General features: G+C 51.2%; 15 protein-coding genes. 5 read left to right on the top strand and 10 right to left on the bottom strand.

All coding sequences use genetic code 11. The annotated features are described in order from the left end of the window. Positions 1 to 20: 20 nt before the first annotated feature. Positions 21 to 1,148: a tRNA guanosine(34) transglycosylase Tgt gene (tgt, locus tag M979_RS00425; protein ID WP_034457927.1), complete on the bottom strand. Its 1,128-nt coding sequence runs from the start codon at positions 1,146 to 1,148 to the stop codon at positions 21 to 23. Between the two features lie 80 nt (positions 1,149 to 1,228). Then, entirely contained in the window at positions 1,229 to 2,299 is a 1,071-nt protein-coding gene (queA, locus tag M979_RS00420; RefSeq protein WP_064553035.1) for a tRNA preQ1(34) S-adenosylmethionine ribosyltransferase-isomerase QueA, read from the bottom strand. Positions 2,300 to 2,402: 103 nt separating this feature from the next. Here queA and acpH point away from each other — a divergent pair, with 103 nt between their 5' ends. After that, positions 2,403 to 2,984: an ACP phosphodiesterase gene (gene acpH, locus M979_RS00415; RefSeq protein ID WP_064553033.1), complete on the top strand. Its 582-nt coding sequence runs from the start codon at positions 2,403 to 2,405 to the stop codon at positions 2,982 to 2,984. A gap of 201 nt (positions 2,985 to 3,185) precedes the next feature. Further along, a complete protein-coding gene (locus M979_RS00410) occupies positions 3,186 to 3,788 on the top strand; it encodes a peroxiredoxin C (RefSeq protein WP_064553031.1) in 603 nt (200 codons plus the stop codon). Between the two features lie 62 nt (positions 3,789 to 3,850). On the opposite strand, the gene M979_RS00405 is transcribed toward M979_RS00410, so the two are convergent. The 4 genes from M979_RS00405 to malZ form a co-directional block, all read right to left on the bottom strand. Further along, complete coding sequence (locus M979_RS00405) at positions 3,851 to 5,719, bottom strand: amidohydrolase (RefSeq protein ID WP_064553029.1); 1,869 nt, start codon at positions 5,717 to 5,719, stop codon at positions 3,851 to 3,853. 23 nt (positions 5,720 to 5,742) lie between these two features. Further along, complete coding sequence (locus M979_RS00400; protein WP_034457919.1) at positions 5,743 to 6,285, bottom strand: antibiotic biosynthesis monooxygenase; 543 nt, start codon at positions 6,283 to 6,285, stop codon at positions 5,743 to 5,745. 55 nt (positions 6,286 to 6,340) lie between these two features. Then, positions 6,341 to 6,982, bottom strand: a complete 642-nt coding sequence (locus M979_RS00395) for a hydrolase (RefSeq protein ID WP_064553027.1) — start codon at positions 6,980 to 6,982, stop codon at positions 6,341 to 6,343. 142 nt (positions 6,983 to 7,124) lie between these two features. Further along, positions 7,125 to 8,942 (bottom strand): maltodextrin glucosidase, encoded by a 1,818-nt coding sequence (gene malZ, locus M979_RS00390; protein ID WP_064553025.1) that lies wholly within the window; start codon positions 8,940 to 8,942, stop codon positions 7,125 to 7,127. 172 nt (positions 8,943 to 9,114) lie between these two features. Between malZ and M979_RS00385 the strand changes: the two genes are divergently transcribed. Beyond that, positions 9,115 to 9,408 (top strand): YicS family protein, encoded by a 294-nt coding sequence (locus M979_RS00385; RefSeq protein ID WP_064553023.1) that lies wholly within the window; start codon positions 9,115 to 9,117, stop codon positions 9,406 to 9,408. 46 nt (positions 9,409 to 9,454) lie between these two features. Here the strand turns inward: M979_RS00385 and proY are convergent, their stop codons facing one another. The 4 genes from proY to phoB all read right to left on the bottom strand — a co-directional run bounded on the left by proY (position 9,455) and on the right by phoB (position 14,667). Next, positions 9,455 to 10,837 (bottom strand): proline-specific permease ProY, encoded by a 1,383-nt coding sequence (proY, locus tag M979_RS00380; RefSeq protein ID WP_034457912.1) that lies wholly within the window; start codon positions 10,835 to 10,837, stop codon positions 9,455 to 9,457. 70 nt (positions 10,838 to 10,907) lie between these two features. Next, the gene (gene brnQ / locus M979_RS00375) at positions 10,908 to 12,230 is read right to left on the bottom strand and encodes a branched-chain amino acid transporter carrier protein BrnQ (protein WP_064553020.1); all 1,323 of its coding nucleotides are present in this window, start codon (positions 12,228 to 12,230) and stop codon (positions 10,908 to 10,910) included. Between the two features lie 417 nt (positions 12,231 to 12,647). Continuing rightward, positions 12,648 to 13,955, bottom strand: a complete 1,308-nt coding sequence (phoR, locus tag M979_RS00365) for a phosphate regulon sensor histidine kinase PhoR (protein WP_064553018.1) — start codon at positions 13,953 to 13,955, stop codon at positions 12,648 to 12,650. Between the two features lie 22 nt (positions 13,956 to 13,977). After that, a complete protein-coding gene (gene phoB / locus M979_RS00360; RefSeq protein ID WP_034457904.1) occupies positions 13,978 to 14,667 on the bottom strand; it encodes a phosphate response regulator transcription factor PhoB in 690 nt (229 codons plus the stop codon). A 188-nt stretch (positions 14,668 to 14,855) separates the two neighbouring features. On the opposite strand from phoB, the gene sbcD reads away from it, so the two are divergent. Then, entirely contained in the window at positions 14,856 to 16,073 is a 1,218-nt protein-coding gene (gene sbcD, locus M979_RS00355; RefSeq protein WP_064553016.1) for an exonuclease subunit SbcD, read from the top strand. Next, complete coding sequence (gene sbcC / locus M979_RS00350) at positions 16,070 to 19,225, top strand: exonuclease subunit SbcC (protein ID WP_064553014.1); 3,156 nt, start codon at positions 16,070 to 16,072, stop codon at positions 19,223 to 19,225. The genes sbcD and sbcC overlap by 4 nt, the downstream gene beginning before the upstream one ends.

The raw sequence follows: 19,225 nt of genomic DNA, 5'->3' as shown, positions 1-19,225 counted from the left end.
AAAAATCCCTCATTATTAAATTAATCAACATTCAAAGGTGGAACTGGTTTACCGGTTCGCTCGTAAAAATCACTCACGAAGTGCTCTAATTTACCCTCTTCAATGGCCTTGCGTAAACCAGCCATTAAACGCTGGTAATAGCGCAAGTTATGAATAGTGTTGAGCCGTGCGCCGAGTATTTCGTTGCAACGGTCAAGATGATGCAAGTAGGCACGTGAATAATTGCGACACGTATAGCAATCACACTCTGCATCCAGCGGCGAAACATCATCTTTATGCTTCGCATTACGGATTTTCACCACGCCATCGGTGACGAAAAGATGACCATTACGTGCATTACGGGTTGGCATCACGCAGTCGAACATATCAATACCGCGACGAACACCTTCAACCAGGTCTTCCGGTTTCCCTACGCCCATCAGGTAACGTGGCTTGTCAGCAGGGATTTGCGGGCAAACATGTTCCAGAATACGGTGCATGTCTTCCTTCGGCTCACCTACAGCCAGGCCGCCGACAGCGTAGCCATCAAAGCCAATCTCTACCAGACCTTTTACCGAGATATCTCGTAAATCTTCGTAAACACTGCCCTGAATAATGCCGAACAACGCATTTTTATTCTCAAGAGAATCAAAGCGATCGCGACTACGCTGTGCCCAACGCAGAGACATCTCCATTGAACGCTTAGCGTAATCCCAGTCAGCTGGATATGGCGTACATTCATCAAAGATCATCACGATATCGGAGCCGAGATCGTATTGAATTTCCATCGATTTTTCTGGATCGAGGAAAATTGCATCGCCGTTGATTGGGTTGCGGAAGTGCACACCCGCTTCAGTAATCTTACGGATGTCACCAAGGCTAAAGACCTGGAAACCGCCGGAGTCAGTCAGAATTGGGCCTTTCCACTGCATAAAGTCATGTAAGTCGCCGTGCAACTTCATGATCTCCTGGCCAGGACGCAGCCACAGGTGGAAAGTGTTACCCAAAATAATTTGCGCGCCAGTGGCTTCAACTTCTTCCGGGGTCATCCCTTTTACGGTGCCGTAAGTGCCAACAGGCATGAACGCAGGCGTTTCTACAACGCCACGGTCGAACACCAGGCGACCACGACGAGCGCGTCCGTCGGTAGTATCTAATTCAAATTTCACATTTCCTCCAGCATCAGAGAAACAGTCTGATGGTTAAGACAAAACGCCGTCGGAGTAACCGGCGGCGTAGAATTTAGTGATTAAGCGCCTGGGCGCTCATCAATAGCCTGCGGATTGTACGTGATGAACATGGCATCCCCGTAACTAAAAAAGCGATATTCGGAACTTACGGCTTCTTTATAGGCGTTCATGGTGTTTTTATAACCAGCAAACGCAGAAACCAGCATGATCAGAGTCGATTCCGGCAGGTGGAAATTGGTCACCAGCGCATCAATCACTTTGTATTGATAACCTGGGTAGATAAAAATTTGTGTGTCGCCAAAGAAAGGTTCAATCAGATCGTTTTTTGCTGCCTGAGCCGCGCTTTCTAACGAACGAACTGATGTCGTGCCAACCGCAATAACGCGATTACCACGTGCTTTACAGGCTAATACGGCATCAACGACATCTTGAGGCACTTCCGCATATTCGGAATGCATGATGTGATCTTCGATGCTATCAACGCGCACTGGCTGGAATGTCCCGGCTCCTACGTGCAGCGTCACAAACGCCTGCTCAATACCCTTGTTGCGCAGCGCTTCCAGCAACGGCTCATCAAAGTGCAAACCCGCCGTCGGAGCCGCAACCGCACCTGGTTTCTGGCTATAGACCGTCTGGTATAGCTCGCGGTCAGACTCTTCATCCGGACGGTCAATATACGGTGGCAACGGCATATGGCCGATACTGTTTAAAATATCGAGCACGCTGCGTTCGTCTTCGAATTGCACTTCGAACAGCGCATCGTGGCGCGCAACCATAGTCGCATGTACGCTTTCATCATCGCCCAACAGCAATTCGGCACCCGGTTTAGGGGCCTTAGAAGCGCGGATATGGGCAAGGATGCGTTTGTCATCAAGCATGCGCTCAACCAGCACTTCAATTTTGCCGCCGCTCGCTTTGCGGCCAAAAAGGCGCGCCGGGATTACACGGGTATTGTTAAAGACCAGCAAATCTCCAGGGTTGAGCTTATCGAGCAGATCGGTGAAAGTGCCATGCGTTAAATTACCCGTCGGCCCTTCCAGCGACAGCAAACGACACCCACTACGCTGTGCTTGTGGATAATGAGCAATCAAGGATTCTGGTAATTCAAAGGAAAAATCGGCAACGCGCATGGTTTAGAACTCAAGACTTAAAAAGTGGCGCTACAGTCTAGTGCCAGGGGACTTTCCCTGCAAGGAATAAGCCGCCCTTACGCTATTTACGAATAAGGTTACTATGAATTTTCTCGCCCATTTACATCTCGCAAGCCTTTCTGATAGCTCACTCTTGGGTAATTTGCTGGCTGATTTCGTACGTGGCAACCCGGATGAAAGTTTTCCAGGCGATGTGGTGGCTGGCATCCGAATGCACCGCCGTGTGGATGTTCTGACCGATGGTTTACCGGAAGTGGCAATTGCACGTCAATGGTTCCGCCCTGAAACGCGCCGTGTCGCACCGATTACGCTGGATGTCATGTGGGATCATTTCATTTCACGCCATTGGCAAACGCTAAGTCCGGATCTCCCGCTGGCAGAGTTTATCTCCAGTGCCCGTGCCAATATTGAACCGTTCTTAGCGGATACCCCACCGCGCTTTATCAATCTGAATCAATATCTGTGGGAAGAGCGCTGGATGGAGCGTTATAGCGATATGGCATTTATTGCTAATGTTCTCAATGGTATGGCTAGCCGTAGACCAAAACTTGATGCTTTGCGAGCTTCCTGGCAAGATCTTGATGCTCACTATGATGCGCTTGAAGAGCTGTTCTGGCAGTTCTACCCACGCATGATGAATCTAGCCGAACAAAAGAATTTGTAAGCGATCGCAGCCTTACGATTAAATTCTTGCCCTTTTGTAAAAAAGGGCTATTTTGGATCGCTGCCGTGCGAATATTCATTTTTTGATAGGTAAATCCTATCTGATTAATTGGCGCAGCATGCTTGAGTTAGAGGGATTGCCGCCCCTATACTCCCCCCCGTTGCGTTAACACTCACTTTAACAAAATTAACAGGAGTACATATGGTCCTGGTTACTCGTCCAGCCCCTGACTTTACAGCTGCAGCCGTTCTCGGTAGTGGCGAAATCGTTGAGAACTTCAACTTCAAAGCACACACCAATGGTAAAACCACCGTTGTGTTCTTCTGGCCAATGGACTTCACTTTCGTTTGTCCGTCTGAACTGATTGCGTTCGACAAGCGTTACGAAGAATTCCAGAAACGTGGCGTAGAAGTCGTTGGTGTATCTTTTGACTCCCAGTTCGTTCACAACGCATGGCGTAAAACCCCTGTTGAAAATGGCGGCATCGGCGAAGTGAAATACGCGATGGTTGCTGACATTAAGCGTGAAATTCAGAAAGCTTATGGCATCGAACATCCAGACGCAGGCGTTGCTCTGCGTGGTTCTTTCCTGATCGACAAAAACGGCATCGTGCGTCACCAGGTTGTTAACGACCTGCCGCTGGGCCGTAACGTTGATGAAATGCTGCGTATGGTTGATGCGCTGCAATTCCACGAAGAGCACGGCGAAGTGTGCCCAGCTCAGTGGGAAAAAGGTAAAGAAGGCATGAACGCGTCTCCAGACGGCGTTGCTAAATACCTGAGCGAAAACGTTTCTAGCCTGTAATCGCTAAACGTTTTTGACGAAAAAGGCCGCGCAAGCGGCCTTTTTTAATGGTTTAAATCTACTCAAAACGCAAAACAAGAGCACCCCAAAACACCCCAGAATGCCCCTTCGTCAGAAACCGGTATCGCCGATGTACGCGCCGCATCATGCTGGTGACCATGCACGTTACAACCCCCACAACACTGATGAACCTGCGCAGCCATGCCCACTTTCGCGGCTATTGGCGGATCGCTTCGATAATGTCCGGGGACATTTGCCACGGGTGACCATTCAGGCACGACCGGAATTGCCGGCGGTCCCAGTGACGTAAACACACCGGCTGCGTAAACCACTTTACCATCCACCAGTGTCATCAATGATTCAATGCCTTTGATTTCCTCTTCCGTCACGCTGAAAAAGTCTTTCGACAGCACGACTAAATCCGCCAGTTGCCCGGTTTGAATTCGACCCTTTTTGCCCTGCTCACTGGAAAACCACGCACTGCCCGCCGTCCACAATTCCAGCGCAACATCACGCGATAGCCGGTTATTGTCGTCATACATTTGCATGCCACCCACGGTACGCCCTGAAACTAGCCAGTAGAGCGCGGTCCACGGGTTGTAGCTGGCAACTCGTGTCGCATCTGTGCCTAACCCAACAGGCAATTCAGCACAGAGCATTTTCGCGACGGGTGGCGTCTGCTTAACCGCCTGTGCTCCGTAGCGTGCGGCATAATATTCCCCTTGAAACGCCATACGGTGCTGCACAGCAATCCCACCGCCCAACGCTTTAACTCGCTCGATATTTTTCTCGGTAATCGTTTCTGCATGATCGAAAAACCAATGCAAACCATTAAACGGAATATCACGATCCACCTTTTCGAAGACGTCCAACATCCGACTGATGGACTCGTTATAGGTCGCATGTAAACGGAATGGCCAACGATGTTCTACTAAATGGCGTACCACACGTTCCAGCTCTTGCTCCATACCTTCTGGTAAATCCGGACGTGGTTGCAAAAAGTCTTCAAAATCGGCGGCAGAAAAGACCAGCATTTCTCCGGCTCCATTGGCGCGATAGAAATCCGTTCCCTGCCCCGGTTTCAGCATATCGGTCCACTTTTCAAAATCTTCCAGTTCATGCTGCGGGCGCTGGGTAAACAGGTTATAGGCAATGCGTACCGTCATCTGCTGTTGCGCGTGAAGCTGGTCGATAATCTGGTAGTCCTCCGGGTAATTCTGGAAACCACCACCAGCATCAATGGCGCTGGTTACACCTAAGCGGTTGAGTTCTCGCATAAACTGACGTGTCGAGTTTACCTGCATTTCCAGCGGTAATTTCGGCCCTTTAGCCAGTGTTGAATAGAGGATCATTGCATTCGGTTTGGCGATAAGCATCCCCGTTGGATTGCCATGGCGGTCACGCATGATTTCACCGCCCGGCGGATTAGGCGTCTCTTTGGTGTAGCCCACCGCTCTAAGCGCCGCCTGATTTAGCAGTGCGCGGTCATAAAGATGCAGCACAAAAACGGGCGTATCTGGAGCTGCCTCATTGAGTTCTTCAAGCGTTGGCATACGGCGCTCAGCAAACTGAAACTCCGTCCACCCTCCAACCACACGCACCCACTGCGGCGAAGGGGTACGCAAGGCCTGCTCTTTTAGCATCCGTAGTGCATCCGCAAGTGATGGCACACCTTCCCAACGTAGCTCCAGGTTGTAATTGAGCCCACCACGAATAAGGTGCAAATGTGAGTCATTAAGGCCTGGTATTACCGTATGGCCTTTAAGATCAATTCGCTGTGTTTCCCCACTCGCAAAGCTCATCACCCACGACTCATTCCCTACTGCGATAATTTTGCCGTCTTTGATTGCCACCGCTTCGGCCAGCGGTGCTTCGCTATCAAGGGTATGAAATTGACCGTTAGTGAGAATTAATGAAGCAGATTGCGACATAACCTGTTCTCCTCAGTGGAACGTTATTTTTTCAACCAGCCTGCAAACAGGCGCGTCATGATTGGCATCCATAACCACACCACCAACGCCACCACTAACGCGTCATTGATGAGATGTAATAAAAGCGAACCATGCAGCGAAGGAAAAACCAGGGCTGTGATACGTGGCACCACGTTAGTGCTTGGGAAAATGACGGCCAGCGTTATCAGGAATTGCTTCCACTGAGCCGGGCGTTTGATCGTCGGTGTTTCCGGGGTGAACCAAAATGCGTTTTCGGTGCGTACTTCCAGATGGTCGTCCTGGCTGAGGATCGGTTTGATCTCCTCGACCAACGCTTCACGCTCGGCCGATTTCGTCCAGGCGGTGAGATTTTCCAGTGTATCGAAGCGAATAACGATGTTGTACACGTCATTCCCGGCCGTTGGGCGAATGACATGCACGCCACGATGCCCCGGATAACGTGCCGCAGCGGGCATGATTTTCGCCAGCCACTCTTCATAACGCGCAGCCTGGCCAGCTTTCAGGGCGTGGGTAATCACTAGCGTGACAGTATTGTTGTCAGCCATGGGCTATTCCTGATGCAAAGAAAATAGAAGGCAGGGAAATGCCTGCCGCAATGAATCAGGCTTTCCGCTCTGGCGCGCCATGAACCATGGTGTAAGCGTAATCCACGCCAATGCCATACGCGCCACAGTGCTCTCGCACTAGATCCATTACTGCGTCGTATGTATCACGCCGCGCCCAGTCACGTTGATATTCAAGCAATACTTGTTGCCAGGTCACTGGAACCGCTCCCGCCTGCACCATGCGATCAATCGAGCGTTCGTGCGCATCGACAGAAGTCCCGCCCGAAGTATCAGTTACCACATAAACTTCAAACCCTTCTTCCAACGCCATTAGCGCCGGGAATGTCAGGCATACCTCCGTCCACAGCGCAGAGATAATCAGCTTCTTGCGCCCGGTCGCTTTCACCGCGGCAACAAAAGCGGCATCTTCCCAGGAGTTCATTGAGGTACGTTCTATTGGGGTTATTTCGGGATGAACAGCCAGAAGTTCGGGCCAGATGTAACCGCTGAAGCTTTTCGTTTCGACCGAGGTGAAAATGGTGGGAACGTTAAAAATCTTGCCCGCTTTTGCTAATGCCACCGTGTTGTTTTTCAACGTTTGCCGGTCGATATTCGCCACGCCAAAAGACATCTGCGGTTGGTGGTCGATAAAAATCAGCGTGGAGTTAGTGGGGTCGATCAGTTCACGTATAGACATAGTGTTTCCTCAGAATCAATGGGCCCGGAGGGCATGAGAGCTGGAAATATCTAGCCTGAATGGTAGTGATGAAGGGGGACGAGAAATAAGAATAGCACCTGTTTCCCCCCTCGCCTGACGAAAAGGGAAACCGGTTACAGAATCAGAGACTTTGCCAGAGAGAAACGGAAACTTCAGGTAGTGACAATCGGTGATTATCCAGCTGCGCTTCACCTTCTCGTTGTGTCCAGGTTATGCCGTTTAGCAGCGGATTCCACGGCAACGTGACATCAATTTGTTCGCCACGGTTAATCGCCACCAGCACGCGTTCGTTTTGATAAACACGCGCAAATACCACCACATCAGCGTTCGCATAAATCACCTGGCAACCGCCATGGCGCAAAGCACGGCTCTTATGGCGCAACTTTCCTAAACGCTGGTAAAGCGCCAGCAAATCCAGATCTTGCCGATCAGGATCCCACGGGAATGGTTTTCGGCAGAACGGGTCGTTATTACCATCCAGGCCGACTTCATCACCGTAATAAACACAAGGCACGCCCGGCCAGCAATAAAGCCACACCACTGCCAGAGGCAAACGAGCAATATCCTTTCCAAGTATCGACTTGAAACGTGCAGTGTCATGGCTATCAAGCTGGTTAAACATGCGCAATTGCTGCTGCTGAGAAAGCCCCGCACGATATTCATCCATCCAGGCCATACATGTTTGTGCGTCGATATGCTGCGGATCGTAGGAAATATCGGTGTTAGCTAGGAACCCCCACAGCGGGAAGGTGAAGCCACGGTAGTTCATTGCCGCATCTTCAGTGTCATTCTGTAGCCACTGCCGCGCATCACCAAAATGTTCGCCCAATATATAGGCATCTGGATTGGTCTCTTTTGCAGCCCTGGTAATACCCGTGACATGCAGGAAGTTATTCCGCGCCCCACCTGCCTCACCGAGCATATGCACCACATCAAGCCGCCAGCCGTCGATCCCCCACGGCTCACGTAACCAGTGGCGCACAATACTGTCTTCTCCCTGGTAAACCTCATCAACCAACAAGGAAGACTGGTAATCCAGTTTTGGCAAGCTGGAATAGCCAAGCCAGTCGAGCGCATGCCCCTGCTGGTTATAGCTGTAAAAATCACGCCATGGAGATTGTGGATTGTGGCTCGCTCCTTCTCCATGAGTTTGCTGCCTGTCAAACCACTGATGCGTATCACCACTGTGGTTAAACACCCCATCGAGCATCAGGCGCATACCGTATTTCTGAGTATTTTTACGCAGACGTAAAAAGGCGTGATCGCCGCCGAACTGCACGTCTACATGGCGATAATCCTGAGTATCGTATTTATGTACGCTCGGTGCGGTGAAGATCGGATTGAGATAGAGCGCGGTGACGCCCAGCCTTTTCAGATATGGCAGTTTTTCACTAATACCATCCAGATCGCCGCCGTAAAATGTCGATCCTCCAGCATCCCCACTCAGCGGATCGTCCCAATTGCGCAAAATAATGTCGCGTTTTGCCGCATGGTGATAATAAACCTGATCCTGCTCTGGAGTGCGTTGCTCACTACGCGCAAAACGATCGGGGAAAATCTGATAGAAGATCTGATCCTGCACCCACTGCGGGCCATCATCGGGCAGATCAACGGCAAATTGCTCAAGTCTTGCAGGCGGAATTGACCTCAAACCTTGTGGTGTTAACCAGCGCTGTTTGTCCAACCACAGTAGCTTGAAGCTGTAGCGTCGACGCGGCTGCCCTTCGGTGAGATCAATCACACCGCGCCATGCCACCACACCCTCTTCGGGAGCCACTTTTTGGCGCGTCATCGGTATTGAGGTTTCTTCATTATCCTTTTCGTAACGCAGAACTACACGCTGCGGTAAATCATCGCCAGAGACCCACAGCGTGATATACAACTTGTCTTTACGTGTTTGTATGAAAGGGGGCACCGGAAGGTGCCAGGCATTCAACATAATCGTATCCCCAGAAAATTTATTGCCGCCACCTTGCCACAGCGTAGCTGGCTATCACTCATCGTTGCTATTTTTATTGGGGGATGAAAGCGGGGGATGAGAAATTGAGCCGTTTGCTTAATAAGTTAGCCCTACCTATAGTGAGAATATTCTCACTGTACAGGAGGCTGCTATGTCTATCGTCCGAAATATTACCCTGCTTCTTTGTGTGACCTGGACTGCCAACTCTCTGGCAGATTCGACGTATGAAGCTCTACAGTTTGGAAAATATAAACAACAAATTGTCAGTGACCTGAAGAGGACTTGTCACCCGCAGAAGAAGGTTTCTGATGAGGTTTGGGCGAATAAAATCCTCTCTAATGAGGATAATAAAGGGTATATCCGTGAGGCGAGAATTGCGCTTGAGCGCAGCAACGAGAAAAACTACTGGGATGCGATAAGTAAAGTGGAATGCCCGGAGATGTAAATAATAAGGTGGACGTCGCTGACGCTAGTCCACCTTACTGCTGCGATTAAATCCCGCTGTTACTCTCGCTTGCAGCCAGGATTTGACGGCGTTTGAATATCCAACCCACCAACAGCAAAACTATCCACACACAGCCAACATACAGCGAAATGCGGGTGTCCGGGTGCCAGCCGATAAGCGCGATAATAAAGACCAGGAACACCAGCCCAACAGCTGTGGTCGCAACACCACCAGGCACCGGGAATTTCAGCGCCTTTGTCTGTTCAGGAGAGAGTTTGCGACGGAAAGCGATCTGTGAAAGCAGAATCATTATCCATACCCACACCGTGGCAAATGTTGCCAACGACGCGATCACCAGGAAGACGTTTTCTGGAATTAAGTAGTTAAGCACCACAGCCAGTAACAGCGCACAGCACATCACTAATACCGTGACCCACGGAATACCGTTACGGGAGGTTTTGGCGAACACTTTCGGCGCACTGCCTTGTTCTGCCATACCGTGCAGCATACGACCCACACCAAACACATCACTGTTAATGGCTGAAAGCGAGGCAGTGATAACAACAAAGTTCAGAATGCCTGCCGCAGCCGTTATCCCCATATGCTGGAAAGTCAGCACGAACGGGCTACCTTCCGTCCCAACCTGGTTCCACGGGTAAATCGACATGATGACAAACAGCGTGCCTACATAGAACACCAGAATCCGTAAAGGAACAGAGTTGATCGCACGGGGAATCGACTTCTGCGGGTCTTTCGCTTCACCGGCAGTAATGCCAATGATTTCAATACCACCGTAAGCAAACATCACCATCTGCAACGACATAATCATGCCTATCCAGCCATTGCTGAAGAAGCCGCCATTGCTCCATAAGTTATGAATACCTGTTGGCTGGCCGCCGTTACCAATCCCCCACACGATAATGCCGATGCCGGCAGCAATCATGATGATGATGGTGGCAACCTTGAAGAACGAGAACCAGAACTCCAGTTCACCGAACACCTTCACGCTCATCAGGTTAATGGCGCAGATTATCAGCACTACGCTCAATACCCAGACCCAATGCGGCACTGCCGGGAACCATAGCCCCATATAGATACCGAAGGCGGTAACATCCGCAATCGCCACAATCAGGATCTCAAAACAGTAGGTCCAGCCAGTGATATACCCGGCTAATGGGCCAAGGTTATCTTGCGCATAGCGGGAGAATGAACTGGCTGAAGGGTTATGAACCGACATCTCGCCGAGTGCACGCATAATGATATATGCCGCCACCCCGCCAATGATGTAAGCCAGCAATACACTTGGGCCAGCCATTTTGATTGCGTCTGCCGAGCCATAAAACAGCCCGGTGCCAATTGCCGAGCCCAACGCCATAAAGCGTATGTGCCGGGTACTCAAGCCGCGCTTGAGTTTATTAGCGTTTTCCATTGATTCCATACCTGCTTAACAATAAAAAAACCACGGAGCTAAGCCCCGTGGTTGAACATAATTCTAATTTTTAGTGGGCGGCGGATGCCACCTGTCGCCCTGCGGCGCGGTCCCATACGATGGCAATCACCACCATAATAATGGTCGGAATCAGCCATGCCAGGCCTTGATCGGATAACGGAAGGCGCGAAGTCCACTCCGGTAGAATGTTACTGATTGCCGATGCTTTAAGCCCATCAATAATGCCAAAGAAGGTACTGATGATCATCGCCGGAGCGATAACGCGAGTTGAATTATGCCACCACGGACGGGTGAAGCTCAGCACCACCAGCGCAATACACGGTGGGTAAATCGCCGTCAGCACGGGAATCGAAATCTGAATCAAATGGCTCAAACCAAGGTTTGACACCACCATCGAGAACAATCCAAGGATAAACACCAGCGAACGGTAAGACAGTGGTAAGTACTGGCTGAAAAATTCAGCACACGCACAAGTCAGGCCAATCGCCGTTACCATACATGCAAGGAAAATCAGTGCGGCAAGAAAGAAGCTACCGGCACCACCGAAGGTGTGAGCAACATAAGCATGAAGAATCGCCGCACCGTTCGCATTCTGGTCAGCAACCAGCGTTGCGCTGTCTGAACCCAGGCGGAACAGTGCTAAGTAAATCAGCGTTAAGCCGACACCTGCAATCAGGCCAGCCCAGATGGTATAGCGAGTCAGCAGACGAGATTCTGTAACGCCACGCGAGCGCGCTGCGTTAACAATGACAATCCCGAAGACCAAAGATGCCAGCGTGTCCATGGTCAGATAACCATTGACGAAGCCGTTTGAAAACGCTGCATGTTGGTACGCTTCAGTCGCGGTGCTGATACCCCCAGCAGGCCACAGAATCGCACCGACTGACAACGCCAATAGCGCGACAATTTTTACCGGAGCCAGCACATGGCCGACGGTATCGAGCAATTTTCCCGGATACAAAGAGATGGCCATAACAATGGCAAAATAAACCAGGCTGTAGATAAACAGCGCAAGTTCACTGCTGCCAACCAGTGGCGCAATCCCGACTTCGAAGGAGACGGTCGCTGTACGTGGTGTCGCAAACAGTGGACCAACGGCAAGGTAACAAACAGTGGCTAATATGACACCAGCACGACGGCCAATCGGTGAGCTCAAACTATCAATACCACCCCCTACGCGGGCGATGGCGACAATGGTCAGAACTGGCAGGCCGACCGCAGTGACCAGGAAGCCAAGTGAGGCAATCCAGACATGCTCGCCAGCCTGTAAACCCACCATAGGTGGGAAAATGATATTGCCTGCTCCAACAAACAGCGCAAAGGTCATAAAGCCCAGTGCGAGGATGTCACGAGATTTCAAATGATGGGTCATAAAATATTTGCAGCCTGTGGATGTGTGGTGTTGAAAGTTTTGAAAATATTCAAATTTTATACCTTTAAACTCGGCATAAAAGCGGCAATCAGTAGTTACGACAGCGGAAAATCCTTTCCGGGATCGGTGGAGAAGAATAGTTGTTTGAATTACCACTCAAATCCAGTCGGTCTACTAATTACAGGGCCGCAATTAAAACGCTTATAGCGAATGAAGGCAAGAAGGGATCCCAAAACCAGATTGATATCCTTAAATTAGCCAGTAATTTAGAGGATAAGTTTATTCATAAGAAAACATCATGGTTGTTTGTGCGGTCAAATTATAGCCAACTGAGTATTATTGATTTACATCTGAGCAAAAAAAACGCAGGCCAGAAAACTGGCCTGCGGAAAGTTATTTTGACACCATTTGAGTAAGCTACTCTGTCTGAACCACTTTTTCGCTCACGATAAGACGCTCAGGCAGTACAAAGGAAAATGTTGTTCCTTTACCCAACTGGCTTTCAATGTGCAAGCGTGCGTCATGGTGGCTCAAAGCATGTTTCACTATCGCAAGTCCCAGCCCGCTACCACCGGTTTGCCGTGAACGCGCTTTATCTACGCGGTAAAAACGCTCAGTCAGGCGCGGAATATGTTCAGCTGAAATGCCAGGCCCCGTATCTTCAACACTAAAACACGCACCACCTGCAATCCGTTTCCAGCTCACCGTAATATATGTGCCCTCTGGCGTATGGTTCACCGCGTTGTAAACGAGGTTCGAAATCGCACTGCGCAATTGTTCTTCATTACCAAACACTTTCAGGGTTGAGTCGATATCAAACTCTAACGTCTGTCTTTGATGGCTGAGAGTCTGCGCTTCGCGCTCCACCACACGCAACATCAGTGGGACATCAATCTTTTCATTGAGCACCATCGCCGGGGCTGCTTCAATTTTTGACAGTGTCAGAAGTTGCTTAACCAGGCCTTCCATTCGTGAAGTTTGTTCACGCATGGTACCTAGCGCTTTGTCCCGCAATGGCCCTTCAAGAGCCTGATCCTGCATCATTTCCAGGTAACCTTGCAGTACCGTCAATGGTGTCCGCAGTTCATGGCTGACGTTGGCAAAAAAGTTACGGCGCGCCCCTTCAAGCTGGTGCATCTGAGTCACATCACGCGCCACCAACAGCCACTGTTCGTCGCTGTATGGCATTACGCGAAATTCCAGATGACGGCCATTATTGAGCACTAGTGTCAGTGGGCGGGAAAAATCTTTTTGTGACAAATAGCGGGTAAATTCCGGGTATCGCAGCAAATTAAGTATGTTCTGCCCGTTATCGTCCGGCCAGCGCAGCCCTAATAACTGTTGAGCAAGGCCATTACACCAAAAAATCGTCCCTTCTTCGGTGGTCAGCACAACTGCATCGGGCAATGATTCTGCACCGCTACGAAAGCGCTTAATCAGGTTACCTAACTCTTTGCGGCGTTTTTTATTACGCAACTGCATCTGGTGAAGGCCGTAGAGCAACGGATCCCAACTCCCCCGCCCCGGTGGAGGCGTCATGCTGCGATCAACCCACAACCACCACGACAGACGCAACAAATTCCAGAAATGCCAAACCAGCAGCCCTGTGACCGCCAGTAATAAAAACCAGGGTAAATGGCCAAAAATAAGGCCTAAAATGACGGCCGGTATACAACAGAGCACCAGCTCCAGTACCAACCTTTTCCATGACAACCGTTCCAGCACGCGTCACTCTCCTGATAAGGAATTAAAAGCGGGTTGAGAACCGATAACCCGTACCGCGTACTGTTTGTACCATTCTGTCATGTCCACTGTGTTCGAGTGCTTTGCGTAACCGCCTAATATGTACGTCCACCGTTCGGTCTTCGACATAAACATTGGTGCCCCACACATGGTTAAGCAATTGCTCACGGCTATACACCCGCTCCGGGTGCGTCATAAAGAAGTGTAATAACTTAAACTCGGTTGGCCCCATATCCAGTGGGTTTTCGCCAGTCATTACCCGGTGCGATGATGGGTCCAGACTCAGCCCTTGCATCTCAATCACCTCTTCCACCGCCATTGGCGAGATACGACGCATCACAGCTTTAATTCGCGCCACCAGCTCCTTCGGGGAAAACGGCTTAGTAATATAATCATCGGCCCCGACTTCCAGGCCGCGCACGCGATCTTCTTCTTCCCCACGCGCCGTCAGCATCATCACCGGTATTTCACGGGTTAATGCTTCACGTTTCAGGTGCTTGATAAACTGAATCCCCGAACCACCCGGCAACATCCAATCCAGCAATATCAGGTCAGGAAAGGGTTCAATAAGCAGATTCACTGCACTGTCATAATCTTCCGCTTCTACAGGTTGAAAACCGTTTTGCTCGAGCACAAAGCTCACCATTTCACGGATTGGAGCTTCATCTTCTACGACTAAAATACGCTTCGCCATGATTCGCCCTGCTCAAGGAATAATTATTGTTGTTTCAATGCGGCGCCATTATGCGTCAGATTTATGACAGATTTATGAAAAACATGACTGCCAGATGACCCATCACTTTGAATTATGACACTGAGTTATGCCGTTATTCGGTATCCGCTTTATAATCGCGGCTACGCTTTTGAACCACGGGACAAGTAATGCGCATTATTCACACATCAGACTGGCATCTGGGTCAAAATTTTTATACCAAAAACCGCGGTCCTGAGCACCAGGCGTTTCTTGAATGGTTGCTGAAAGCCGCAGTCGAGCATGATGTGGATGCCATAATTGTCGCGGGCGATATTTTTGATACCGGCTCGCCACCAAGCTATGCGCGTGAACTATATAACCGCTTTGTGGTGCAGCTTCAGGCGACGGGGTGTTCTCTTGTGGTGCTGGCGGGAAACCATGACTCCGTCGCGACGCTTAACGAATCTCGTGAACTGATGGCCTGCCTGAATACATATGTTATTGCCAGTGCTCGCCATGATACCAGCCAGCAAGCTATTGTTCTAAAATCCAAAAGTGGTCAACCCGGTGCGATTCTCTGCCCTATTCCATTTTTGCGCCCACGCGATATTCAAAGCAGCCAGGCGGGCTTGTCTGGCCATGAAAAACAGCGTTCATTAATGGAAGCCATCAGCGAGCATTATAAACAGTGTTATAGCGCGGCCTGCGATTTACGCGCTGATGCAAAGCTGCCAATCATCGCGACCGGGCACTTAACAACAGTCGGCGTAACAAAAAGTGATGCGGTGCGCGACATTTATATTGGCACGCTTGATGCCTTCCCGGCGCAACACTTCCCGCAGGCGGATTACATCGCGCTGGGCCATATTCACCGTGCGCAATTAATTGGCGGCACTGAACATATCCGTTATAGCGGTTCACCTATTCCATTAAGTTTTGATGAAACCGGCAAGAGCAAAAGCGTTTATCTGGTGGAATTTGCCGAAGGCAAACTGTATGAAGTCACCGCGCTGAATGTCCCCGTCAGCCAGCCGCTGGCGGTGATCAAAGGCTCACTTAGCGAAATAGAACAACAGCTGACACAGTGGCGCGATGCCCCCGCAGAGCCCAAAGTGTGGCTGGATATTGAAATCTCCACCGATGAATATCTGCATGATATGCAGCGTCATATTCAGCAGCTCACTGAAACATTGCCCGTTGAAGTGGTGTTGCTGCGCCGCAGCCGCGAACAGCGTGAACGCGTTATCGCCCAGCAGCACAAAGAAACCCTGAGTGAACTGACGGTGGAAGAAGTTTTTGAGCGCCGCCTGATTCAGGAAGAGACCACGGAAGAACGCGCGCAACGCTTACGCAACCTGTTTGCCCAGACGGTGGCAAGCCTGCATGACGCGGAGGAACAGGCATGAAAATTCTCAGCCTGCGGTTAAAAAACCTCAACTCCCTGAAAGGGGAATGGAAAATTGATTTCACCAGCGAACCCTTCGCCAGCAACGGCTTGTTTGCGATTACCGGGCCAACCGGTGCCGGGAAAACCACGCTGCTCGATGCGATCTGCCTCGCGCTCTATCATAAAACTCCGCGCCTCAATACCGTCTCCCAGTCGCAGAATGACCTGATGACACGCGACACCGCCGAATGTCTGGCGGAAGTGGAGTTTGAAGTCAAAGGCGTGGCATATCGCGCATTCTGGAGCCAGAACCGTGCGCGCAATGCGGTAAACGGCAATCTGCAAGCTCCAAGAGTTGAACTGGCCGAAGTCGCCAGCGGCAAAATAGTTGCCGATAAGGTCAAAGATAAGCTCGATCTTACCGCCAAGCTAACCGGGCTGGATTACGACCGTTTTACCCGCTCGATGATGCTTTCCCAGGGCCAGTTCGCCGCGTTTTTAAACGCCGATGCTAATGACCGCGCCTCACTGCTGGAAGAACTCACCGGCACCGAAATCTACGGCACCGTTTCTGCGGCGGTGTTCGAAAATCATAAGAATGTGCGCAGCCAGCTTGAAAACCTGCAAGCCCAGGCCGCAGGTGTCGCGCTGTTAAGCGAAGAGCAGCGTCAGCAGCTTTCCGAGAGTTTGCAGGCACTCACTACAGAAGAAAAAACACGGCTAGCAGAACAGCTCAAACTCCAGCAGCACCAACAATGGCTAAGCCAACTTGCACAGCTTACGCAAAACCATGCGCAATCCGAGCTGGCGCGCAATACGGCCGCACGAGCCATCGAAGAAGCGGCACCTTTATTAGAAAAACTAACGCGCGCACAGCCAGCGGAGAAACTGCGCCCTGACTGGCAACGCCTGCAAGAACTCCAGGCTACGCTGCAAAAAACCCGCCTCCAGACAGAAGAAGTGAATACTCGCTTACGTCAGGCAATGGTGCGCCGCCAGCAGACAAGGCTTGCGGCAGCTAGCCAGGCAGCAAAACTGACGCAGGAAAACACCCAGCTCCAGGAGTGGCTAAAAACGCACGACAGTTATCGTCTGTGGGGAGCGGAATTAGCGGGCTGGCGCATGGCTTTCAGCCAGCAACAGCGCGACACCTCTCAGCTCCAGACGTTGCAGCGCGATATCGAAGCTAACCAGAAAAAACTCGGACTGCTGCCGGTTGTTGAGTTGTCTCTTAATGCAGATGAAGTGAGCGCTCATTTACAAGCGACGATAGCCGCTCGCCCTCTGCGCCAACAGCTCGCCACGCTAAAGCCGCAGCTTTCCTCACTTCTCAAGCGCAAAACGCAGCAGCAGCAAGATATCGCCGTGCTTGAAAAACTGATCGCTCAGGGTGATGCGGAACTGGCACTCAAGCGCCAGCAATATAAAGAACGCCGCCAGCACGAAAGCGATCTGGAAAAAGTGTGCGAGCTGGAAAGACGAATTGTCAGCCTCGAAGCGGAACGCGCCCATTTGCAGCCCGATGAACCCTGCCCGCTGTGTGGCTCCACGCAGCATCCGGCGGTGGCGGATTATCAGGCGATAAAACCGGGTGAAAATCAGCAGCGGCTTGCAACGCTGAAACTTGAAGTGGCAAGCCTTGCGGAAGCGGGCTTTGCGATGAAGGGCCAGCTTGATACCCAACGCAAGCAACGTGAACACCTGATTGCCGCAGCCACGGCGCTGGATGAAGAAGAAACCGCGCTTCGTGCGCGCTGGCAACAATTGTGCGCCAGCTTGCAACTTGCACTGGCGCCAGAAGACGATCTCCAGAACTGGCTGGAAAGCGAAGAACAACGCGAGCAGCAATTGCATCAGCTCACCCAGCGCATCGCCGTGGAAGAGCAACTTGCGCAGGCGCGAGTTCAGCACGACAAACTCGCCGCAGAGATAACATCCCAGCGTGAAGCATTAAACGCCGCGCTCGAAAATGTCGCTTTACAGCATCCGGCGAGTGGCGAAGAAAATAGCTGGCTTGCGGAGCGCCAACAGGAATCACAGCACTGGCAGCAGCGCCACGAACAGCTTCCACACTTGCAGCAGCAATTGACCACGCTGGAAAACATACTCAACGCTTTGATTGACGACGGCAGCGAGCCCGCACCGTTATCCGAAAGCGTACAAATTTCGGCGCTACAAAGCTGGCATAACCTGCACAGCGATTGCATCGCACTGGAAAGCCAGTGGCAGACGTTGCAACAGCAACTCCAGCAGGAAGAAACCCGCCTTGCTCAGGCAAACGAGCAGTTCCTGACTGCGCTTGCCGCAAGCCCCTTTGCCGATGTGGAATCATTCCAGGCGGCGTTGTTAAGTGAAAGCGAGCGCCAGCAGCTCGAGCAGAAAAAACAGCAACTTGAGCAACAGCATCAGCAGCAAACCGTTCTTTTCCAGCAGGCAGAAAAAGCGCTGACAGAACACCTTGCAGCTCGCCCGGAAACACTGGCGGCGGAGGCGGAACTGAGTTTATTGCAGGAACAACTGGCGCACTGCAATCAGCAACTACGTGAAAACACCACGCAGCAAGGGCAAATTCAGCAACAGCTACGCCATGACGAGGAAAACCGCCAGCGCCAGCAAGGGCTGATGCAGGCGATAGTTGAGTGCCAGCAGCAAGTTGAAGACTGGGGTTATCTCAATGCGCTAATTGGCTCAAAAGAAGGCGATAAATTCCGTAAGTTTGCCCAGGGGCTGACGCTCGACAATCTGGTGTGGCTGGCGAACAACCAGCTCAACCGTCTGCATGGCCGCTATCTGCTGCAACGCAAAGACAGCGAAGCGCTGGAGTTGCAGGTAGTAGATACCTGGCAGGCCGATGCGGTGCGTGACACGCGTACACTTTCTGGTGGCGAGAGCTTCCTGGTCAGCCTCGCGCTGGCACTGGCGCTCTCCGATCTGGTGAGCCATAAAACGCGTATCGACTCGCTGTTCCTTGATGAAGGCTTTGGCACGCTGGATGCCGAAACGCTGGATACCGCGCTGGACGCACTCGACACGCTTAACGCCAGCGGTAAAACCATCGGCGTGATAAGCCATGTCGAGGCGATGAAAGAACGGATCCCGGTGCAGATTAAGGTGAAGAAAATTAACGGCCTGGGCGTGAGTCGCCTGGCGAAGGAGTTTGCTGTCGGTTGA

It is taken from the genome of Buttiauxella noackiae ATCC 51607 (assembly GCF_001654865.1).
GTDB lineage: Bacteria > Pseudomonadota > Gammaproteobacteria > Enterobacterales > Enterobacteriaceae > Buttiauxella > Buttiauxella noackiae.
This window is presented reverse-complemented; position numbering and strand designations above follow the sequence as displayed.

Bases quoted from the DNA above. Each gene is read 5' to 3' on its own strand.
- phoB (WP_034457904.1), bottom strand. From the start codon at position 14,667: ATGGCGAAGCGTATTTTAGTCGTAGAAGATGAAGCTCCAATCCGTGAA.
- M979_RS00400 (WP_034457919.1), bottom strand. From the start codon at position 6,285: ATGGCTGACAACAATACTGTCACGCTAGTGATTACCCACGCCCTGAAA.
- sbcD (WP_064553016.1), top strand. From the start codon at position 14,856: ATGCGCATTATTCACACATCAGACTGGCATCTGGGTCAAAATTTTTAT.
- sbcC (WP_064553014.1), top strand. From the start codon at position 16,070: ATGAAAATTCTCAGCCTGCGGTTAAAAAACCTCAACTCCCTGAAAGGG.
- M979_RS00410 (WP_064553031.1), top strand. From the start codon at position 3,186: ATGGTCCTGGTTACTCGTCCAGCCCCTGACTTTACAGCTGCAGCCGTT.
- brnQ (WP_064553020.1), bottom strand. From the start codon at position 12,230: ATGACCCATCATTTGAAATCTCGTGACATCCTCGCACTGGGCTTTATG.
- M979_RS00395 (WP_064553027.1), bottom strand. From the start codon at position 6,982: ATGTCTATACGTGAACTGATCGACCCCACTAACTCCACGCTGATTTTT.
- malZ (WP_064553025.1), bottom strand. From the start codon at position 8,942: ATGTTGAATGCCTGGCACCTTCCGGTGCCCCCTTTCATACAAACACGT.
- M979_RS00405 (WP_064553029.1), bottom strand. From the start codon at position 5,719: ATGTCGCAATCTGCTTCATTAATTCTCACTAACGGTCAATTTCATACC.
- acpH (WP_064553033.1), top strand. From the start codon at position 2,403: ATGAATTTTCTCGCCCATTTACATCTCGCAAGCCTTTCTGATAGCTCA.
- queA (WP_064553035.1), bottom strand. From the start codon at position 2,299: ATGCGCGTTGCCGATTTTTCCTTTGAATTACCAGAATCCTTGATTGCT.
- proY (WP_034457912.1), bottom strand. From the start codon at position 10,837: ATGGAAAACGCTAATAAACTCAAGCGCGGCTTGAGTACCCGGCACATA.
- M979_RS00385 (WP_064553023.1), top strand. From the start codon at position 9,115: ATGTCTATCGTCCGAAATATTACCCTGCTTCTTTGTGTGACCTGGACT.